Origin of the sequence: Photobacterium japonica, from assembly GCF_050337005.1 — a bacterium.
GTDB lineage: Bacteria > Pseudomonadota > Gammaproteobacteria > Enterobacterales > Vibrionaceae > Photobacterium > Photobacterium japonica.
In genome coordinates this window covers 47,149-62,920 of sequence record NZ_JAKJSN010000042.1, presented here as the reverse complement: position 1 = coordinate 62,920, position 15,772 = coordinate 47,149, and the positions used below count along the sequence as shown (strand labels likewise).

Here is a 15,772-nt window from a genome sequence, read left to right as displayed (position 1 = left end):
ATATATATATCCATCTTCAAGTATCGGTCGAATACCAACAGGTCTATAATCGACCAACTCACCATATTTACTATTAATAGCACTATGCGTTGGTTTATGCTCAGATAATGCATATCTCACAGGAACTAACTGCAATCGTGACTGCTTTAAAGAACACTGTCCTGTCGGTAATCGAGAATCTTTATTACTAGCTGATTGTGTCGCTTCAATTGGGCTACTCATTTTTACTCAATTATTCCTTATTGATTTGCATACTTTTCAGCCAGTAAAGCTGCTTTCTCTATACGTTGTGATGGTGTTTCTCGTGATGGCTTTTCTATTAGTTCGCGTATATCTAAATACAAGTTATTTATAAGTACATTATCACTTAAATATCCAATGACAGTGAAAAATAACAACAGGTCACGTTCAGATTGAAAACCGAGTGAGTAAGCTCTATTCGCATGCACTTGAATCCATAAATCTTGATCACTCGGGAGTTGATGCTGGAACCATTTCTCCATGTGTCGTTTTATCGAGCATAATGTATTTCTCCAACTCACTTCACCCAATGCATACCAATGTTCATTGGTTAACTGAAAAATAGATTTATCTGAAATATCCTTAAAATAAGACGGTCGTTTTTTATTTTTCCATCCCTCTCGAGTAGGAATCCATACCGACTCGATATCATTCCAAATGATTGAATTCTCATCGTCATACAATATCCAAGCGGCTTCTGAATGTGCTATTTTGAATAGCACAACACTGTCATAAGGTGATTTTACCTCAATCAGTGATTGATAATTTTCAATGAGTATTGGGAGTGCTTTTTTTGAAGTAACAAAATATCCTTGGTTACATCCACAAGTAGTCAAGAACCATTTTGCTAATTCTAAATCACATTTAGCGATTATCGGCGTTACTTCACGCAATACGCTCCATGGTTTCCGATTATAAATAACCTCATACTCAACAGTAAAAGGTAATTGTTTAAGTTTATCTTCTAGTGACTCTATTTGGCTTCCGTCAAGTAGTAAATATAGATACTCCCCCAGCTCAGTGTAGAGTTGAGGAATAGGTTTAGGTAAAGGTTGATGAACCATTTTCATTTTTTTACTCTACCTGTGCAGGTTCACACATATCACAAACAGGATCCTGACTCTTCATGGCTAAAATCTGGCGAGAGATTTCAAACTTTTTCTTTGATGGTGTCTGTTGGATCTTGCTACCTGTACTTTCTCCATTTTTTCCTTTTCCACCAGCAACAGCACCTTGGCTCTCGCCCTTCACAACAATCCCCGCATCCCCGATACTCACGCTGCCACAGCCCCCTACCACAACACCGCCGTGCGCAGTTTTATCCCCCATGCGCGCGGCGGGTTTACCGTTAATAAAAACAGACGCAGAGCCGGCACTGATGGTGTCTGGCGGGCCATTGCAGATCAGCATGTCACCTGCACGGGCGGCAGGCATACCACCGATCAATACGTTCGGAGACCCGGCGGCAATCGGGCCGCCAACGTGCGGCGTTTTCCCGCTATAAGCTGGGCAGGAATGGTTGTCATTGAGTCTTGCGGCTGGCTTACCCATAGTGTCCTTTTTTCGCTATCACGCTGATTTTCATTACTAACTGGGAAATGAAAACGATAAATAAAGAGGGATTGGCGATGATATGCTAAAAGGTGTTGAATGCGGCTGCACTCAGGTTTTTCAACCGCAGGGCGAGTAACAAAAAAATAAATGCAACAATGTAAATAATGTGGTTTATCAGTGAGGTGAACTTCAGATTGGAAGGAAAAGATGGACGAGTGTCAGACAAATACGGCGCCTTTTCAGACGCCGAGAATGAGGGGTGCACTTATTCTCTGAATTCAAGAATAAGCGGCAATAAAGGCGGCTTAAAACAGCCCCTTCAATGACTGATACAGCGACTGATACACATCGCGTTTGACTTGGTAATGCGCCGCCCGTTCTGCATTCGGACAATGGCGTTCGACCACCGCCGGCACGGGGCAAATATCGGCCACGGTCGCGCCTGCTGTCACACCCAGCATCGCCAATCTCGCTGCGCCTAACGCGGGGCCAACATCGCCACCTTGGCGGTACACCAGCGGCATGCCGACAATATCAGCTAGCATCTGACGCCAGTAGCCACTGCGTGCGCCACCACCAATTAACGACACTTCTTCCGGGATCATCTTGGTCACATGCAGGGCATCAAACCCGTCAGCAAACGCAAAGCCCACGCCTTCTAATACCGCCAAGGCCAATTCACGCTTTGTGGTCGCGTGGGTCATGCCAAAGAAGACGCCCTTGGCATTTGGGTTATTGTGCGGGGTACGCTCGCCAGAAAGATACGGCAAAAACACGACGGAAGACTGGGTATCGGCATTCGCTTCGACATCCGCCAGCATCTCGCCGACGTCGGCATACCCGGTGAGCTCGCTCACCCACTGCAAACAGGACGCGGCACTCAATATCACGGACATGGTATGCCACGTGTTCGGCAGCGCATGGCAGAAACTGTGCAGAGCCGATTCCGGGTTCGCGATAAAGCCGTCACTCACCGCAAAGTACACGCCAGAGGTGCCCAGCGACAGCATCGCCTGCCCCGGCTGGCTGATCCCCACGCCAATCGCGCCAGCGGCGTTATCGCCACCACCACCGACCACCGGCACTACTGGCATCCCCCACAGGGCCGCAATTTCAGACGTTAAATATCCGGTGATCTCACTGCCCTCATACAAGGCTGGCATATGATCGCGGGTCAGCCCAGTGGCCGCTAACAGGCTGTCATCCCAATCGCGACTGTTCACATCCAGCCACAAGGTACCGGCAGAATCCGACATGTCAGACGCATAATCGCCCGTCATTTTAAAGCGCAGGTAATCTTTCGGGAGCAAGACTTTCGCCACTTGCGCGAACACATTCGGTTCGTGATTGGCCACCCACTTGAGTTTCGGGGCAGTAAAGCCCGGCATCATAATATTGCCGGTGATCGCACGGCTATTCGGCACGGCCGCTTCCAACTCTTTGCACTCGGCTTCACAGCGACCGTCGTTCCACAATATGGCTGGGCGCAGCACATCACCATGTCGATCAAGCAAAGTAGCACCGTGCATTTGCCCCGATAAACCAATGGCTTTCACCTGCTGCAAATCCACCTGTTGGCCGAGCGCGGTCATCGCTTCACAGGTTGCCTGCCACCAGTCTTGCGGCGCTTGCTCTGACCATAACGGCTGCGGGCGAGACACGGTTAAAGCCACCGAATGTGAAGCCACAATCTCGCCGGTGTCAGCCATTGCGATGGCTTTCACGCCAGAGGTCCCTAAATCAATGCCAATGTACATATCGCTTTTCCTTTTCTATGACGCGGTGATGCGGCTGCACTTATCGTGTGAATCCAGCACCGTCTGTGAAATAAGGGATCAGGGTAACGCACACTCGGTACTGCTCCCCCTGCCTGATAACGTCATCTTATGCCTCTGACTTCGCCGCACAATTACGATTTTTCACAGTCTGATGCACGGATTTAACGACTGAGCGGAAGATCACATCGCATACCGTGAGGGACTGTTACACTCTGCGCACATTCACCAACAAACCTCGACAATAGACCTAGGACATCATGGATAAGCGTTTTCGCATCACTCTGTTGTTTAATGCCAATAAAGTGTACGACCGTCAGGTTATAGAAGGGATTGGCGAATACCTGCAAGCCTCCCAGTGCAATTGGGATATCTTTCTCGATGAAACCTTCACGACCCATTTAGACGATTTTCAGGCCTGGCAAGGCGATGGCGTGATCGCCGATTTTGACGATCCGGCCATTCGTGCCTTGTTGGCAGATACCCCCATCCCCGTTGTGGGCGTGGGCGGCTCGTATGCACAGCCGCAGGACTACCCCGCGGTGCCGTACGTAGCCACCGATAATAAAGCCTTGGTTAAACTGGCCTTTCAACACCTGCGTGATAAAGGGCTGGAAAACTTTGCCTTTTATGGCACCCCGCATGATGACGATAAACACTGGGCACGTGAACGAGAACACGCCTTTCGTGACGTGATCGCGCAGGAAGGCTACAGCGCTGCGGTGTATCAGGGGAATGACACCAACGCGACCACCTGGCACTACGACATGAACCGGTTGGCCGATTGGGTGCAACGTTTGCCGACCCCGATTGGCATTGTGGCAGTGACGGATTCTCGTGCCCGTCACCTGCTGCAAGTGTGTGAACACCTCAATATTCTGGTGCCCGATCAGATCTCGGTGATTGGTATTGATAATGAAGAGTTAGCCCGTTACCTGACCCGCGTGTCGCTGAGCTCGGTCGGACAAGGCTGTAAAGAAATGGGTTACCGCGCGGCGAAATTGCTGCATAAAATGCTCGATAATGCGGAGCCGTCTGCTCCTTCAAGTTCCACTGCCGCCTCTGCCCTGCCGCGGATTCTGGTACCCCCCACGCAAGTCTTTGCCCGCCAGAGTACCGACTTTTTAGCCCTGAACGATCCGTATGTGATTCAAGCCATGCACTTTATTCGGCAAAATGCCTGTAAAGGCATTAAAGTCGATCAGGTGCTCCATTTTGTTGGGATCTCCCGCTCGAATATGGAAGCGCGTTTTAAAGACGCCTATGGCCATTCGATTCATCAGGAAATCCATAACGCCAAGCTCAAACGCGCCTGTACCCTGCTGACGTCCACCGCGCTGCCGATCGCAGAAATCGCCGAACTGTGCGGGTATCCGTCACTGCAATACATGTACACGGTATTTAAGAAAAACCTTAATCAAACCCCAAAAGAGCACCGTGACAGTGTGGTGGTCAGTTAATCACAGATCGCCTGATTCTCTTGTTCGCTTGATTTTTTCAGTTGTCTCTAAAAACGAAAACCGCTTTCACCGAAAGCGGTTTTTTATTGCGCAGTTTTAAGCGTACAAATAAAAAAGCCCGCCTATCACTGACATGATAGGCGGGCCTATCGTTACAACGTCACACTTTCATCAAGTTAACGTCAAAGAGCAGTAATGCTTACTTATAAATAAAACCGTTCACGATATTTTCGAGGTGTTCTTGACGACCAGACTCACGCACCGGTGATAGATCATTATCGACAGCGAATGTCGCCAAGGCTTCCAGAGAAAGATCCCCCGCTAAGATCTTCTTGCCAAGATCATCATTCCAACCGGCATAGCGACGCGCAATGTTTTGTGACAGAAGATCGTTTTCGATCATCGCGGCAGCACGCTCAAGTGACAGCGCCATGGTGTCCATGCCACCAATGTGACCGTGGAACAGATCTTCTGCATCAATCGATGGGCGACGTACTCGTGAATCAAAGTTGAAACCACCGGTGGTAAAACCGCCCGCTTTCAAAATTTCGTACATCACCAAGGTATTTTCTTCTACGCTGTTCGGGAACTGATCGGTATCCCAGCCTAGCTGCGGATCACCACGGTTTGCATCAATCGACCCGAACAAGCCCAATGACGTGGCCGTCGCTACCTCATGTTGGAAGCTGTGACCTGCCAACGTCGCGTGGTTCGCTTCAATGTTCACTTTAATTTCTTTTTCAAGACCGAACTGCTTCAAGAAACCGTACACCGTCGCCGTGTCGTAGTCATACTGGTGCTTAGTCGGCTCTTGCGGTTTTGGCTCAATCAAAATCGTGCCTTTAAAGCCGATCTTGTGTTTATGCTCCACCACCATTTGCATCAAGCGGCCTAGCTGCTCGCGCTCTTGACGCAGATCGGTATTCAGCAGGGTTTCATAACCTTCACGGCCGCCCCACAACACGTAGTTTTCCCCGCCCAGACGCTGTGTGGCACCCATTGCGTTGAAAATTTGTGTCGCCGCATAGGCAAACACTTTCGGATCCGGGTTAGTGCCCGCCCCTGACATGTAACGCGGGTGCGAGAACGCATTCGCGGTGCCCCAAAGCAATTTCAAGCCGGTTTCTGCTTGTTTTTGCTCTAACACATCGACCATTTGGGCGAAGTTATTGACGTATTCTTTGATTGAAGCCCCTTCCGGTGCCACATCCACATCGTGGAAACAGTAGTAAGGTACGCCCAATTTCGCGAAGAAATCGAACGCAGCATCGGCTTTCATGCGTGCCATTTCCATCGCGTCACCGCTGTGGTGCCAAGGGCGATCAAACGTGCCCGCCCCAAACACATCCGACCCTGCCCAGCAGAAGTTGTGCCAGTAACAGGCCGCAAAGCGAAGGTGTTCTTTCATCGATTTGCCGAGGATCATTCGGTCCGCATCATAGTGACGGAATGCCAGTGGATTAGTGGTGTCTGTGCCTTCAAATTGAATGTTGTTGATGTGTTTAAAAAAATCAGTCATCGCTTTGATCCCAATAAATGGCGTTGCGGGAGAGTCGCAAACACGGGTTATCTGTTGTGTTACTTGATGACGCTATGATTGATTTTTTTGAACGGGTCAGCAATTACGATTTTTTAATCCCACTTTCTGCTATTTGTTTATTGTGCTAAAACTCTCATTCTTCATTTACCGTCAGCGTTTTTTTGTGATCGTTGCAGGCATTATTTATACATGGCGTCTTTTACACGCTCTACAAACAGGCGATTAATTCACCTAAAACAAAATATCATAATCGTATTATCTTATTTCATCATATTACAYGTGAATTTTAACAAAATAAAAAAACAGTAAAATGGAAATAGAGTGATTCTTTGCCTATATTTTTAGGSAGGTTATTTTTCTTTATTTCATTTTGACGTTATCTTTTTTCTTTCAGCGGTTGCGTCTGCACACGGCGCAACCGACTCTCGGTGGATCAATGTGGGGTAGTAGCAATGCCCTTGCGGATGACGTGCATAATCCCCCGTTAATGCCAACAACGCCGCTTTACGCGCCATAGCCGCAATGGGGTGTTTTAAGGTCGTCAAGGCGGGTGAGAAATAACATTGTGGCATCACATCATCAAACCCGATGATCGACAATTGTGCTGGCACTTGCACCCCGCGGGATTGAAATTCCCGTAACGCACTGGCGGCGTACACATCGTTAAAGGCCAGTAACGCGGTCACAGGTAAGCCTTGCGACAGTAACTGTCGCGCGGCATTACGCCCGCCAACCTCTAGCCAATCGGCATCTTGCACCCAGCCAGACTCTACAGGTAAGTCATTGTCTTTCATCGCATTTAAATAACCTTGCAGACGACTATGCTTGTCATCACAGTCAAAGGCCAGATTAATAAAACCAATACGCCGATGGCCAATATTGATCAAATGCTGCGTCGCCTGATAGGTGCCCGATTGTGAATCCAACCACACACAGCGCTCGCGGACAGCCTCGATATTCCGCCCGATCAAGACAACCCCAGGGTGCTTATGGCAGATACTTTCCAAAACGTTATCGGATAACGCTTTACTGTGGATCACGATATGCCGACAGCCGTGTGCCAATAGGAAATCGATCGCTTTTTGCTCTTCACGGGCCTCATAACCGGAGGTGCACAGCATCAAATGCCGATTATGTTCACGCCCAACGTCTTCGACATTTTGCGCCAATAAACTGTAAAACGGTGAGCTAATACGATTAATCACCACCCCAATGGATGGGGTACCACTGTTTATTTTTAAGCGTTTATTATTATCACGGGTAAAGCCGATATCAGATGCAACTTGTTCGATATGCTGTTTTGTTTTCTCGCTGACTCGGCCTTGTCGATTTATGACACGTGAAACGGTTGCCATGGAATAACCGGTTAATTGAGCGATATCTTTCAGAGTCGGCATAAATAAAATCTCAGCGTGATGAGGCTCACAACTGTAACTTACACACTATTTTGTTTGCGTAATGTGATAATGCCCTTATTTTCATTTCATCAGTACAGGTAAATTTCGCTTCAGATTCGACCCTATAATAAAAAAGGACATTCCATGAGCGTGAAAACACCCAGTATTGCCTTAGCCATGGCACCAATGGCATCCATGTTAATATTATTAACCGTCGGCTTTACCTTTTTAGGTTTATCCATTGAAGTACTGATGTTGGTGGCGGCGGCTATCTCCGCGGGTATCGCGCTGTATCTTGGCCATTCATGGCAAGACATTCAAGATGCGATTGTCGACAAACTCAAAACCACCCTGCCTGCCCTCTTTATTTTGATCATTGTGGGGGGCTTGATCGGCAGCTGGATGGCGGGCGGTACCATTCCCATGCTCGTCTACTACGGCTTGATGATGATCAGCCCTGAATACCTGCTGGTTACCGCGTTCTTGGTCACCTGTGTGGTCAGTGTGTGTACCGGTACCTCATGGGGGAGCGCGGGCACCGTGGGTGTAGCATTAATGGGTGTTGCTGTCGGCATGGATGCAAACTTGGCCGCGGTGGCAGGTGCTGTGGTATCAGGCGCGTATTTTGGCGATAAGATCTCCCCACTGTCTGACACCACCAACTTTGCCCCTGTGGTGGCGGGCACGGATCTGTATTCGCACATTCAACACCTTTTGTGGACAACGATTCCAGGCTTTATTTTGTCTTGTGTGGTGTTCTTGTTCATGGGCCAATCAGCGGTCGCTGACGGGGGCGTGCCAGAGAAAATCACCGACATTTTGACGAACCTGAATGCACTGTATGACTTCAACGTATTGCTACTGCTACCGCCACTGTTGGTACTAGGCGGCGCGATCAAAAAGTTGCCGACCATTCCACTGATGCTGGGTGCCTGTTTAATTGCCGTGATCAACGCCGTGCTGTTCCAAGGCTTTGATTTAACTACTGCCACCAGCGCCTTCTTGAATGGCTTTAATGTGTCTATGTATGCAGACATGGGCGTACAAGCCAACGCGGTCATTCCCGATGTGGCGAAACTGGTTAACCGTGGTGGCCTGAGCTCGATGATGGGCGTGATCTTGCTGGTATTCTGTGCATTCTCGTTTGCCGGTGCGATGTCGGTAACAGGCGGCCTGACCATTGTGGTACAAGCGATGGCTAAAGGTATTCGCTCTGTCACCAGCTTGATCGGGGCGACATTGGCCACCACTATCATTGTGGTCAGCACCACCTGTGACGGTAAACTGGCCCTGCTTATTCCGTCGGAATTGTTCCGTGATTTGTACCGTAAACTGAACCTGGATCCGGTGAACCTGTCACGTTCAACCGAAGATGCCGGCACGATTATTGAGCCACTTGTGCCTTGGACCAGCGCCGGTATTTTCATGGCCTCCACCTTGGGCGTGGCCACGCTGGATTACCTGCCATGGGCAGTACAGTGTTACACCGGTATTGTGTTCGCGATGATTTGGGCCGTCACCGGCAAAGGGATCAAATACCTAAACGAAGATAAAAAAGCCGCAACCTTAACCCCAGAAGCGGCACACTAACCGATAACTGATAAGCGAAAACACAACAACGGCGAGGTGCGAGGTGCGAGGTGCGAGGTGCGAGGTGCGAGGTGCGAAAAGTATCGAGAAAAAGCATCCGCGTAAAAGGTTTTACATCACAGAAGCCAAAAATATAAAGAAAAAAAGTGGGTAAGCCACCTGACGTTAACGCAATAAACTGGGCGTGCAAGTTACAGCGCAAAAATGGTGAACATTAACGTTTAATCAGTCACTTACCCGAACGATTATTTGTAGTGATGTGAACTTTTCCGGGCGTCGGCATACCGATGCATGCAACCAGAATCGAACGGGCGCTACTATACCGCACCAACATGAACACATCCTGACCTGCATCAATTTCTCCGCATTTTTTACCCTGCACGTTAATCAATCAGTAACAAAATGCAAACAGCGGTAACAAAAGGCGTCAACCACGTTTTTTCCACCCACTTCCCTGTCCGATCTTTGCGCTGTCCGCCTCCCATTTCACGCCTCCCTGACTACCTCCCGCGCACAAAGCGTGCAAAAATGCCCTCGTCCGCATCAGCCTATCACCCCATCTCTTAGTGATGAAGCACGGCTGATAGTGATTGATTGACACCGTTATCGTTACCTCCCAGCAGCAAGGAAGCAGTATGTTAAGGATCCACTGTCAGGAACGCCCACATTGGCGTGAACTGGCCAAAGAGTTTGGCTTTGGGTTTCATAGCATGTACGACGATCCCTATTGGGATGAGACAGGCTATTACCAATTTACGCTTGAGCAAATTGAACGCGACTTGGAGGATCCCACCGAAGAGATCCACCAGATGTGTCTGGAGATAGTGGATACCGTAGTGGCGGATGAATATTGGCTACAACGCTTTCAAATTCCGGAACCCATGTGGCAATCGGTCTTAGACTCATGGCGCAGCCGGGAGCCGTCGCTGTATTCTCGCCTCGATTTTGCGTATGACGGCAAAAGCCACGCCAAGCTGTATGAAAACAATGCCGACACACCGACATCGCTGTACGAAACGGCCTTTTGGCAATGGTTATGGTTGGAAGACATGGTCAAAAGCGGCAAAATCCGCCGCGATGCCGACCAATTTAACCTGTTGCAAGAACTGCTGATGGCGCGCTTTCAGGAGCTTGCCCGCCAGCAACCGGGACAAACCCTGCACTTTTCCTGCTGTAAAGACACCGAAGAAGACCGCGGCACGGTGCAATACTTAGAAGACTGTGCCAAAGAAGCTGGCCTGTCGACGGCCTTTGTCTACGTGGAAGATATCGGCATTAACGGCAAACAAGCATTTACCGACATGCAAGATCACCCCATTCGCTGGATGTTCAAACTCTATCCGTGGGAGTTCATGCACCGTGAAGATTTCGCCAAATACCTGCCAACCACACAAGTTAACTGGTTAGAGCCGATGTGGAAGTCGGTACTGAGTAACAAGGCCTTACTCCCGCTACTGTGGCAAAAATTCAAAGGCCACCCGAACCTGCTGCCGGCGTATTTCCCCGATGATCGCCAGTTAAGCGAGCTGAAAGATTACGTGATCAAGCCGATTTTTGCCCGTGAAGGCGCCAATATCAGTATTGTTGAAAATGGGCGGCAGACGTTGCGTATTGATGGCCCTTACGGTGACGAAGGTGTGATCTATCAAGCGTATCACCCGCTGCCTAAATTCAATGATGCGTATACCTTGATTGGCAGCTGGCTGGTCAATGATAAAGCCGCGGGGATCGCGATCCGTGAAGACAGTTCGCGGATCACTCAAGATATGTCTCGCTACCTGCCCCACATCATTCTCTGAACCAAGATCACTCTCTCGGCCTATTTATTACTTTTAAGCCGTAACGCGCGTCGCTGATTTGCTACAGTTAATGCATAGGCGACGCCGTCAACCTTCCTATCTCCAGACTTACCACACGCATCTGCACCATCACACCCAATGAAGGCTTTAACGGGGACGCATCCAGCTTTGTTCACAGCGTTATGGCGGTATTCTGATGACTCATCGTGCTGTTTTACTTTTGCTTTCAAGCACCACTCTCTTGCTTTCATCCGGTGCACTCGCGGCCACAGGCAGCCGTCTCTCGGCGGCGGATAACCATGATTTCGGGCCGTTGAAAACCTATGTTCAAGCGCCTTTACAATCCAACACCCTAACCCCCCAAGTGCGTTCTGGCTTTCGGTTGCAACCTCGCACAGTCGATCTCTATGGGGCAGCGTCAATCGCCAGTGTCTGGGCCAATACCAATGACTATCAGATGGATTACTACCAAAACGCCTTATCTATCGGCAGTTATATTCAGATCGATGAAAAATGGGCGATTGAAATGGACTACACATGGCGTTTTGCCGCCAATAACCATTTAGATGCCCTCACTCACAACTTTCATAAAACCTTTGGGATCGACCAAAACGGACGCGATGAGGTCGATAAACACAGCTTTGATATATCGGTGCCACAATATGGCGTCGACATTCACGATTTTGAAGGGGATACCCTGAGTAATGCCTTTTCTTTCTACGCGGGCTATCAGGTACTGGAAAATACCCATCACGGCGTATCACTGGGTGGGACGTTGTATTACAACTATGTGGGCAGCGGCCCTTTCAAGACCAGCCGTTTTGAACAGGCCGTGCAACTCAATTACAGCTATCGCAGCGGTAAACATCATGTCTATACCCTGCTGGGTGTGTCTTACCGGCATGATGACAAGGTCATTGCCAACATCCCCTATAACAAGTTCGCCTTTGCGACAGGGGTCAGTTACCAATATGCCCTTTCAGCCAAGCACCGTCTACTGACAGCGTTTCACGTGTACGAAGGGGCAAGCGATGCCACGTCGGATCTCAATGAACCCTCAACGGAATTTTTACTGGGCTACCGCTATCACACTGACCAAGGGGCGATTGAGTTATCAATGATCGAAAACGTGTTCAACATGGACAACAGCACCGACATTGCCTTTACCTTGGGCTACCGCCATCGGGTGGTGATGGAGTAGCCCGTTCATTACTACCTTGATCATGCTTTCGTTGAGCGCCCACCCGGTGAGGCTGACCTTGCTAGCTTATCCTTTTACCGCGGGCGCTTCGATATACCACACATTCTGCTGTTTACGGCACGCTTTCAGCGTCCCTGCGGTATCATCGTTATCATTACGCAATTGGTAATCTAAATAGCGGCAGGTAAATTCGCCGTGCAGGCCTTTTTCCGGCATGTCGCTGGACGCGTCCAACATCTGACTCTCGGGCAACAAGGTCGACACCAACGAGTTAGGCTGAGTCGATAAGATATCGCGTGTGATCACATTGCTCTGGGCATAATCGCTGTGCACATAGCCTTTGATCAGCCCTTTTTGCTCCACCAGCAACCACGGCTCTTTCATCACTTTGGCCATGGCATTGAACACTTCGCCTTTTTGCAGCACACCTAAGATCTTGCCATTCAGGCCGGGTTCACTGCGAATATTGAGGTTGGCGTTAGAATGATAAGGAATATCGACAAACTGAAGATCGTGCGCCATGTTCACTAACTCGACAGAAGGGTGTTTCACTTCAACGGTTTGCCACTGAAGAGGCTGCACACGAATGATCCATTTGGCATACGTCCGCGGATCACGTCCCTGCCATTCACTGCCTTTTTCAGATTCCAAGGCATCAAGCATCTGCTTCAAAAACACATTACGGCTACTTTGGCTTAAATAGAGATCTAACTCATCACTCAATACCGTTACCGTGTGTGCATGGGTATCACGCAACGCCCCCGCTTCCGGCTCCACCTGTGCTATCGGCGTGGTTTGACACCCCGCTAACACGAATCCGCTTAGGGCGACACCCAGCAGCCCAATACGTTTTGTCGCCTTTCTCATCCTTTCCCTCCTTGAATGTTCTACCAGCAGTGGCGCTCATCTGTTCGTTCAGCCCTGTCCTATGCGCTTTTGTCGGTGCATCGAACGTTACCCATCCCATACAGCGATCAGCCCTCCTCAACATACACCTGATAGCTAGCGCATTAACAGGCGAGATTGATTTAATTTCCCGACGCCTCTTCCAAATTGCACTGTTTCTTACTGCAACCGACAACATCACCGTCTTCCGCTCTCATATTCAGCCTTACATGCCCGTTTTTATTCCGCAAAAACATACTGTTACCCTGTATTTCTCATCACCTTTGCACCGCAAAACACACTCGCTTCTCATCTTTTACAGCGATGAAGATCACACACAAAGACCGCCTTCATGAAGCGGGGGGAAGTGGACACATCGATCCCGTGTCGTCTTCATACCTCACCATAGTGGCGATATCCCGCCAATAAAAGGTGACGGCGTCACGTATTGCGGTTTTCTATTGCTCATCGTGTCGCCTTACTCATGAAAACAATAAGACCATGATAAATAACAGCATTTATCGTAATCTATGCATGTGCATCGTCTCCGTCACCTAACGGCCTCCACACTGATAAAACACGGGAAGAGGACAGTGATACACCTCACAATTCTATGCCCGCTTTGAGACTTCAAGCACAATTTAACGATTGATTTATCAAAATAGATTGAGCTTTTTCCACGCAGGATTATTCTGCAACACAACAACTGGTTTAAACCAGATGGAGTTACCATGAAAACCGAAAATAATGTCAGCCTTGTTCGCCGCAGTTTTGATGCTTGGCTTGCCGACAGCGATCTCCCTGCTGGCGCTAAACTGCCGTCAGAACGTGAGCTGTGTGAATTATTAGCGACAAAGCGCATGACGCTACGTCAGGTACTGATTGAACTGGAAGTGGAATCGCGCATTTTCCGTAAAAACCGCAGTGGTTGGTTCATCACGCCACGTAAGTTTATTTACAACCCAAAATGCCTATCGAGTTTCAATGAAGAAGCACTCGCCCAAGGCAGGAAGCCATTTTGGGATTATTTAGAAAAAGCCCAGGCTAGTGTTTTACCCAAAGAGGTCGCGGCCGTATTTCATCAGCCAGAAAAGACTTACAAGGTAACAGGGTGGTGTGGGTTAGATACGCATAAAGTGTTTTATCATGAGTCTTATATCGATATATCAGCCGCACCTGATTATATTACACACTTAACGGATCAATCTTTTTCTGCGCTATGGAAGACACACTACGGCCAAGATTTAACCATTAAAAAACTGGCCTTTAAACCGGTAAATATGCCAGCCGACGCCTGTAAAGAATTAGGGGTTGCGCCTAACTCATTTGGCATATTAATCGAAAAACATCGTGCTACCGAAAATAAACACGTGGTTCACATCGACTTAGAATATTGGCGATTTGAATCCGTCGAATTAGTGATTAATGATTTATAAGGAAATGTATGTTGACTCACACGCCTCACACACTGGCTGAACGTGCCGCGCAGATCCCCCTCTACCTGCATGCGTATGCGTTCCACCTAAATATGCGTTATGAACGCCTGTTACCCCATGATTTGCTGGACATCGCCCATCAGCAACATCTGCGCGGGGTGAAAATCCATGTAGAGGATGGCGAGTCACAATCGCTGCGTACATTCAACGCAGACGCTTTTGCGCAGTTCAAAGCCAAAGCCCAGCACTACCAGTTAGATGTCCATATTGAAACCAGCGCATCTGATAACGCGACGTTAGATGAAGCGATGCGCATCGCCCATGCGACAGGGGCGACCTCCGTGCGATTTTACCCGCGTTATGAAGGGCACCTATCTACCGTTATGGCCAAAATCAAACAGGATTTAGCGTATTTACGTCAGTTTGATGACTGCGGTCTGACCTTCACCATTGAGCAACATGAAGATCTCAAAGGCCATGAACTGGTGACACTGGTCGAAAACAGCGGGATGAAAAACCTCTCTATCCTGTTTGATTTTGGCAATATGATCAACGCCAACGAACAGCCGCTAGAAGCGCTCGCTGTCATGGCACCGTACATTACCCAAGTCCATATTAAAGACGCCAAACGCCTGAAAGAAGGTAAAGGCTGGGGACATGAAGCTTGCCGTACCGGAGAGGGCGATCTGCCGCTCAAAGCGATGCTGACTGAGTTATTGCTGCTCGGTAAAGTACATCCGCAGGTGATCGCCTTTGGTTTAGAAGAAGAAGTCGATTATTACGCCCCGGCGTTCCGCTTTGACGATGAAGGTGATGACCCTTGGATCCCTTGGCGTGATGCCAGTTTCACACCACTGCCCAGTGACGAACAGCGCGATCAGCGCCTGGCCTTAGAGTACCAACATGCGTTGGAACAAATCGTCTATATTCGTCAACTCTGTGCTGAACTGATCGCCTCACCCGCATAACGACAGCATACACACACGCCATCGGCTGTATGACTTCCTTGCATTACAGGCAGGGCGGGCACCACATTGCCTGAAATAAAAAATTACTGTCGTCCACCGATGGCCTCAATATATTGAGATCCCCCTATCACCGCGTTGAATATCGC

General features: G+C 49.0%; 13 protein-coding genes. 6 read left to right on the top strand and 7 right to left on the bottom strand.

All coding sequences use genetic code 11. The features are described from left to right. The 4 genes from L4C36_RS16355 to xylB all read right to left on the bottom strand — a co-directional run. Positions 1-222 (bottom strand): toxin VasX (locus tag L4C36_RS16355; protein WP_428478876.1); only part of this gene is annotated, 222 nt, incomplete at its 3' end. Positions 223-239: 17 nt separating this feature from the next. Next, positions 240-1,091 carry a DUF4123 domain-containing protein gene (locus tag L4C36_RS16350; RefSeq protein WP_428478875.1) on the bottom strand — a complete coding sequence of 284 codons (852 nt, stop codon included), beginning with the start codon at positions 1,089-1,091 and terminating at the stop codon, positions 240-242. A 4-nt stretch (positions 1,092-1,095) separates the two neighbouring features. Next, on the bottom strand, positions 1,096-1,572 hold the full coding sequence (locus tag L4C36_RS16345) for a PAAR domain-containing protein (protein ID WP_428478874.1): 477 nt from the start codon (positions 1,570-1,572) through the stop codon (positions 1,096-1,098). Between the two features lie 308 nt (positions 1,573-1,880). Further along, a complete protein-coding gene (xylB, locus tag L4C36_RS16340) occupies positions 1,881-3,332 on the bottom strand; it encodes a xylulokinase (protein ID WP_428478873.1) in 1,452 nt (483 codons plus the stop codon). A 278-nt stretch (positions 3,333-3,610) separates the two neighbouring features. On the opposite strand from xylB, the gene L4C36_RS16335 reads away from it, so the two are divergent. Then, positions 3,611-4,810, top strand: a complete 1,200-nt coding sequence (locus L4C36_RS16335) for a XylR family transcriptional regulator (protein ID WP_428478872.1) — start codon at positions 3,611-3,613, stop codon at positions 4,808-4,810. Between the two features lie 199 nt (positions 4,811-5,009). On the opposite strand, the gene xylA is transcribed toward L4C36_RS16335, so the two are convergent. Together xylA and L4C36_RS16325 are read right to left on the bottom strand one after the other, a co-directional pair. Beyond that, positions 5,010-6,329, bottom strand: a complete 1,320-nt coding sequence (gene xylA, locus L4C36_RS16330) for a xylose isomerase (protein WP_428478871.1) — start codon at positions 6,327-6,329, stop codon at positions 5,010-5,012. A gap of 386 nt (positions 6,330-6,715) precedes the next feature. Continuing rightward, positions 6,716-7,747, bottom strand: coding sequence for a LacI family DNA-binding transcriptional regulator (locus L4C36_RS16325; RefSeq protein ID WP_428478870.1), 1,032 nt, complete (start codon positions 7,745-7,747; stop codon positions 6,716-6,718). A gap of 144 nt (positions 7,748-7,891) precedes the next feature. Between L4C36_RS16325 and nhaC the strand changes: the two genes are divergently transcribed. The 3 genes from nhaC to L4C36_RS16310 all read left to right on the top strand — a co-directional run bounded on the left by nhaC (position 7,892) and on the right by L4C36_RS16310 (position 12,337). After that, on the top strand, positions 7,892-9,337 hold the full coding sequence (gene nhaC, locus L4C36_RS16320) for a Na+/H+ antiporter NhaC (RefSeq protein WP_428478869.1): 1,446 nt from the start codon (positions 7,892-7,894) through the stop codon (positions 9,335-9,337). A 635-nt stretch (positions 9,338-9,972) separates the two neighbouring features. Further along, the gene (locus L4C36_RS16315) at positions 9,973-11,136 is read left to right on the top strand and encodes a glutathionylspermidine synthase family protein (protein ID WP_428478868.1); all 1,164 of its coding nucleotides are present in this window, start codon (positions 9,973-9,975) and stop codon (positions 11,134-11,136) included. Between the two features lie 196 nt (positions 11,137-11,332). Beyond that, positions 11,333-12,337, top strand: a complete 1,005-nt coding sequence (locus L4C36_RS16310; RefSeq protein ID WP_428478867.1) for a DUF3187 family protein — start codon at positions 11,333-11,335, stop codon at positions 12,335-12,337. A 66-nt stretch (positions 12,338-12,403) separates the two neighbouring features. On the opposite strand, the gene L4C36_RS16305 is transcribed toward L4C36_RS16310, so the two are convergent. Beyond that, positions 12,404-13,204 (bottom strand): SH3 domain-containing protein, encoded by an 801-nt coding sequence (locus L4C36_RS16305; protein WP_428478866.1) that lies wholly within the window; start codon positions 13,202-13,204, stop codon positions 12,404-12,406. 749 nt (positions 13,205-13,953) lie between these two features. On the opposite strand from L4C36_RS16305, the gene L4C36_RS16300 reads away from it, so the two are divergent. Continuing rightward, on the top strand, positions 13,954-14,658 hold the full coding sequence (locus tag L4C36_RS16300; protein ID WP_428478865.1) for a UTRA domain-containing protein: 705 nt from the start codon (positions 13,954-13,956) through the stop codon (positions 14,656-14,658). Positions 14,659-14,666: 8 nt separating this feature from the next. Beyond that, positions 14,667-15,626 (top strand): sugar phosphate isomerase/epimerase family protein, encoded by a 960-nt coding sequence (locus tag L4C36_RS16295; RefSeq protein WP_428478864.1) that lies wholly within the window; start codon positions 14,667-14,669, stop codon positions 15,624-15,626. Positions 15,627-15,772: the final 146 nt, after the last annotated feature.

Bases quoted from the DNA above. Each gene is read 5' to 3' on its own strand.
- nhaC (WP_428478869.1), top strand. From the start codon at position 7,892: ATGAGCGTGAAAACACCCAGTATTGCCTTAGCCATGGCACCAATGGCA.
- L4C36_RS16295 (WP_428478864.1), top strand. From the start codon at position 14,667: ATGTTGACTCACACGCCTCACACACTGGCTGAACGTGCCGCGCAGATC.
- L4C36_RS16345 (WP_428478874.1), bottom strand. From the start codon at position 1,572: ATGGGTAAGCCAGCCGCAAGACTCAATGACAACCATTCCTGCCCAGCT.
- L4C36_RS16315 (WP_428478868.1), top strand. From the start codon at position 9,973: ATGTTAAGGATCCACTGTCAGGAACGCCCACATTGGCGTGAACTGGCC.
- L4C36_RS16300 (WP_428478865.1), top strand. From the start codon at position 13,954: ATGAAAACCGAAAATAATGTCAGCCTTGTTCGCCGCAGTTTTGATGCT.
- L4C36_RS16305 (WP_428478866.1), bottom strand. From the start codon at position 13,204: ATGAGAAAGGCGACAAAACGTATTGGGCTGCTGGGTGTCGCCCTAAGC.
- xylA (WP_428478871.1), bottom strand. From the start codon at position 6,329: ATGACTGATTTTTTTAAACACATCAACAACATTCAATTTGAAGGCACA.
- L4C36_RS16350 (WP_428478875.1), bottom strand. From the start codon at position 1,091: ATGAAAATGGTTCATCAACCTTTACCTAAACCTATTCCTCAACTCTAC.
- xylB (WP_428478873.1), bottom strand. From the start codon at position 3,332: ATGTACATTGGCATTGATTTAGGGACCTCTGGCGTGAAAGCCATCGCA.
- L4C36_RS16325 (WP_428478870.1), bottom strand. From the start codon at position 7,747: ATGCCGACTCTGAAAGATATCGCTCAATTAACCGGTTATTCCATGGCA.
- L4C36_RS16335 (WP_428478872.1), top strand. From the start codon at position 3,611: ATGGATAAGCGTTTTCGCATCACTCTGTTGTTTAATGCCAATAAAGTG.
- L4C36_RS16310 (WP_428478867.1), top strand. From the start codon at position 11,333: ATGACTCATCGTGCTGTTTTACTTTTGCTTTCAAGCACCACTCTCTTG.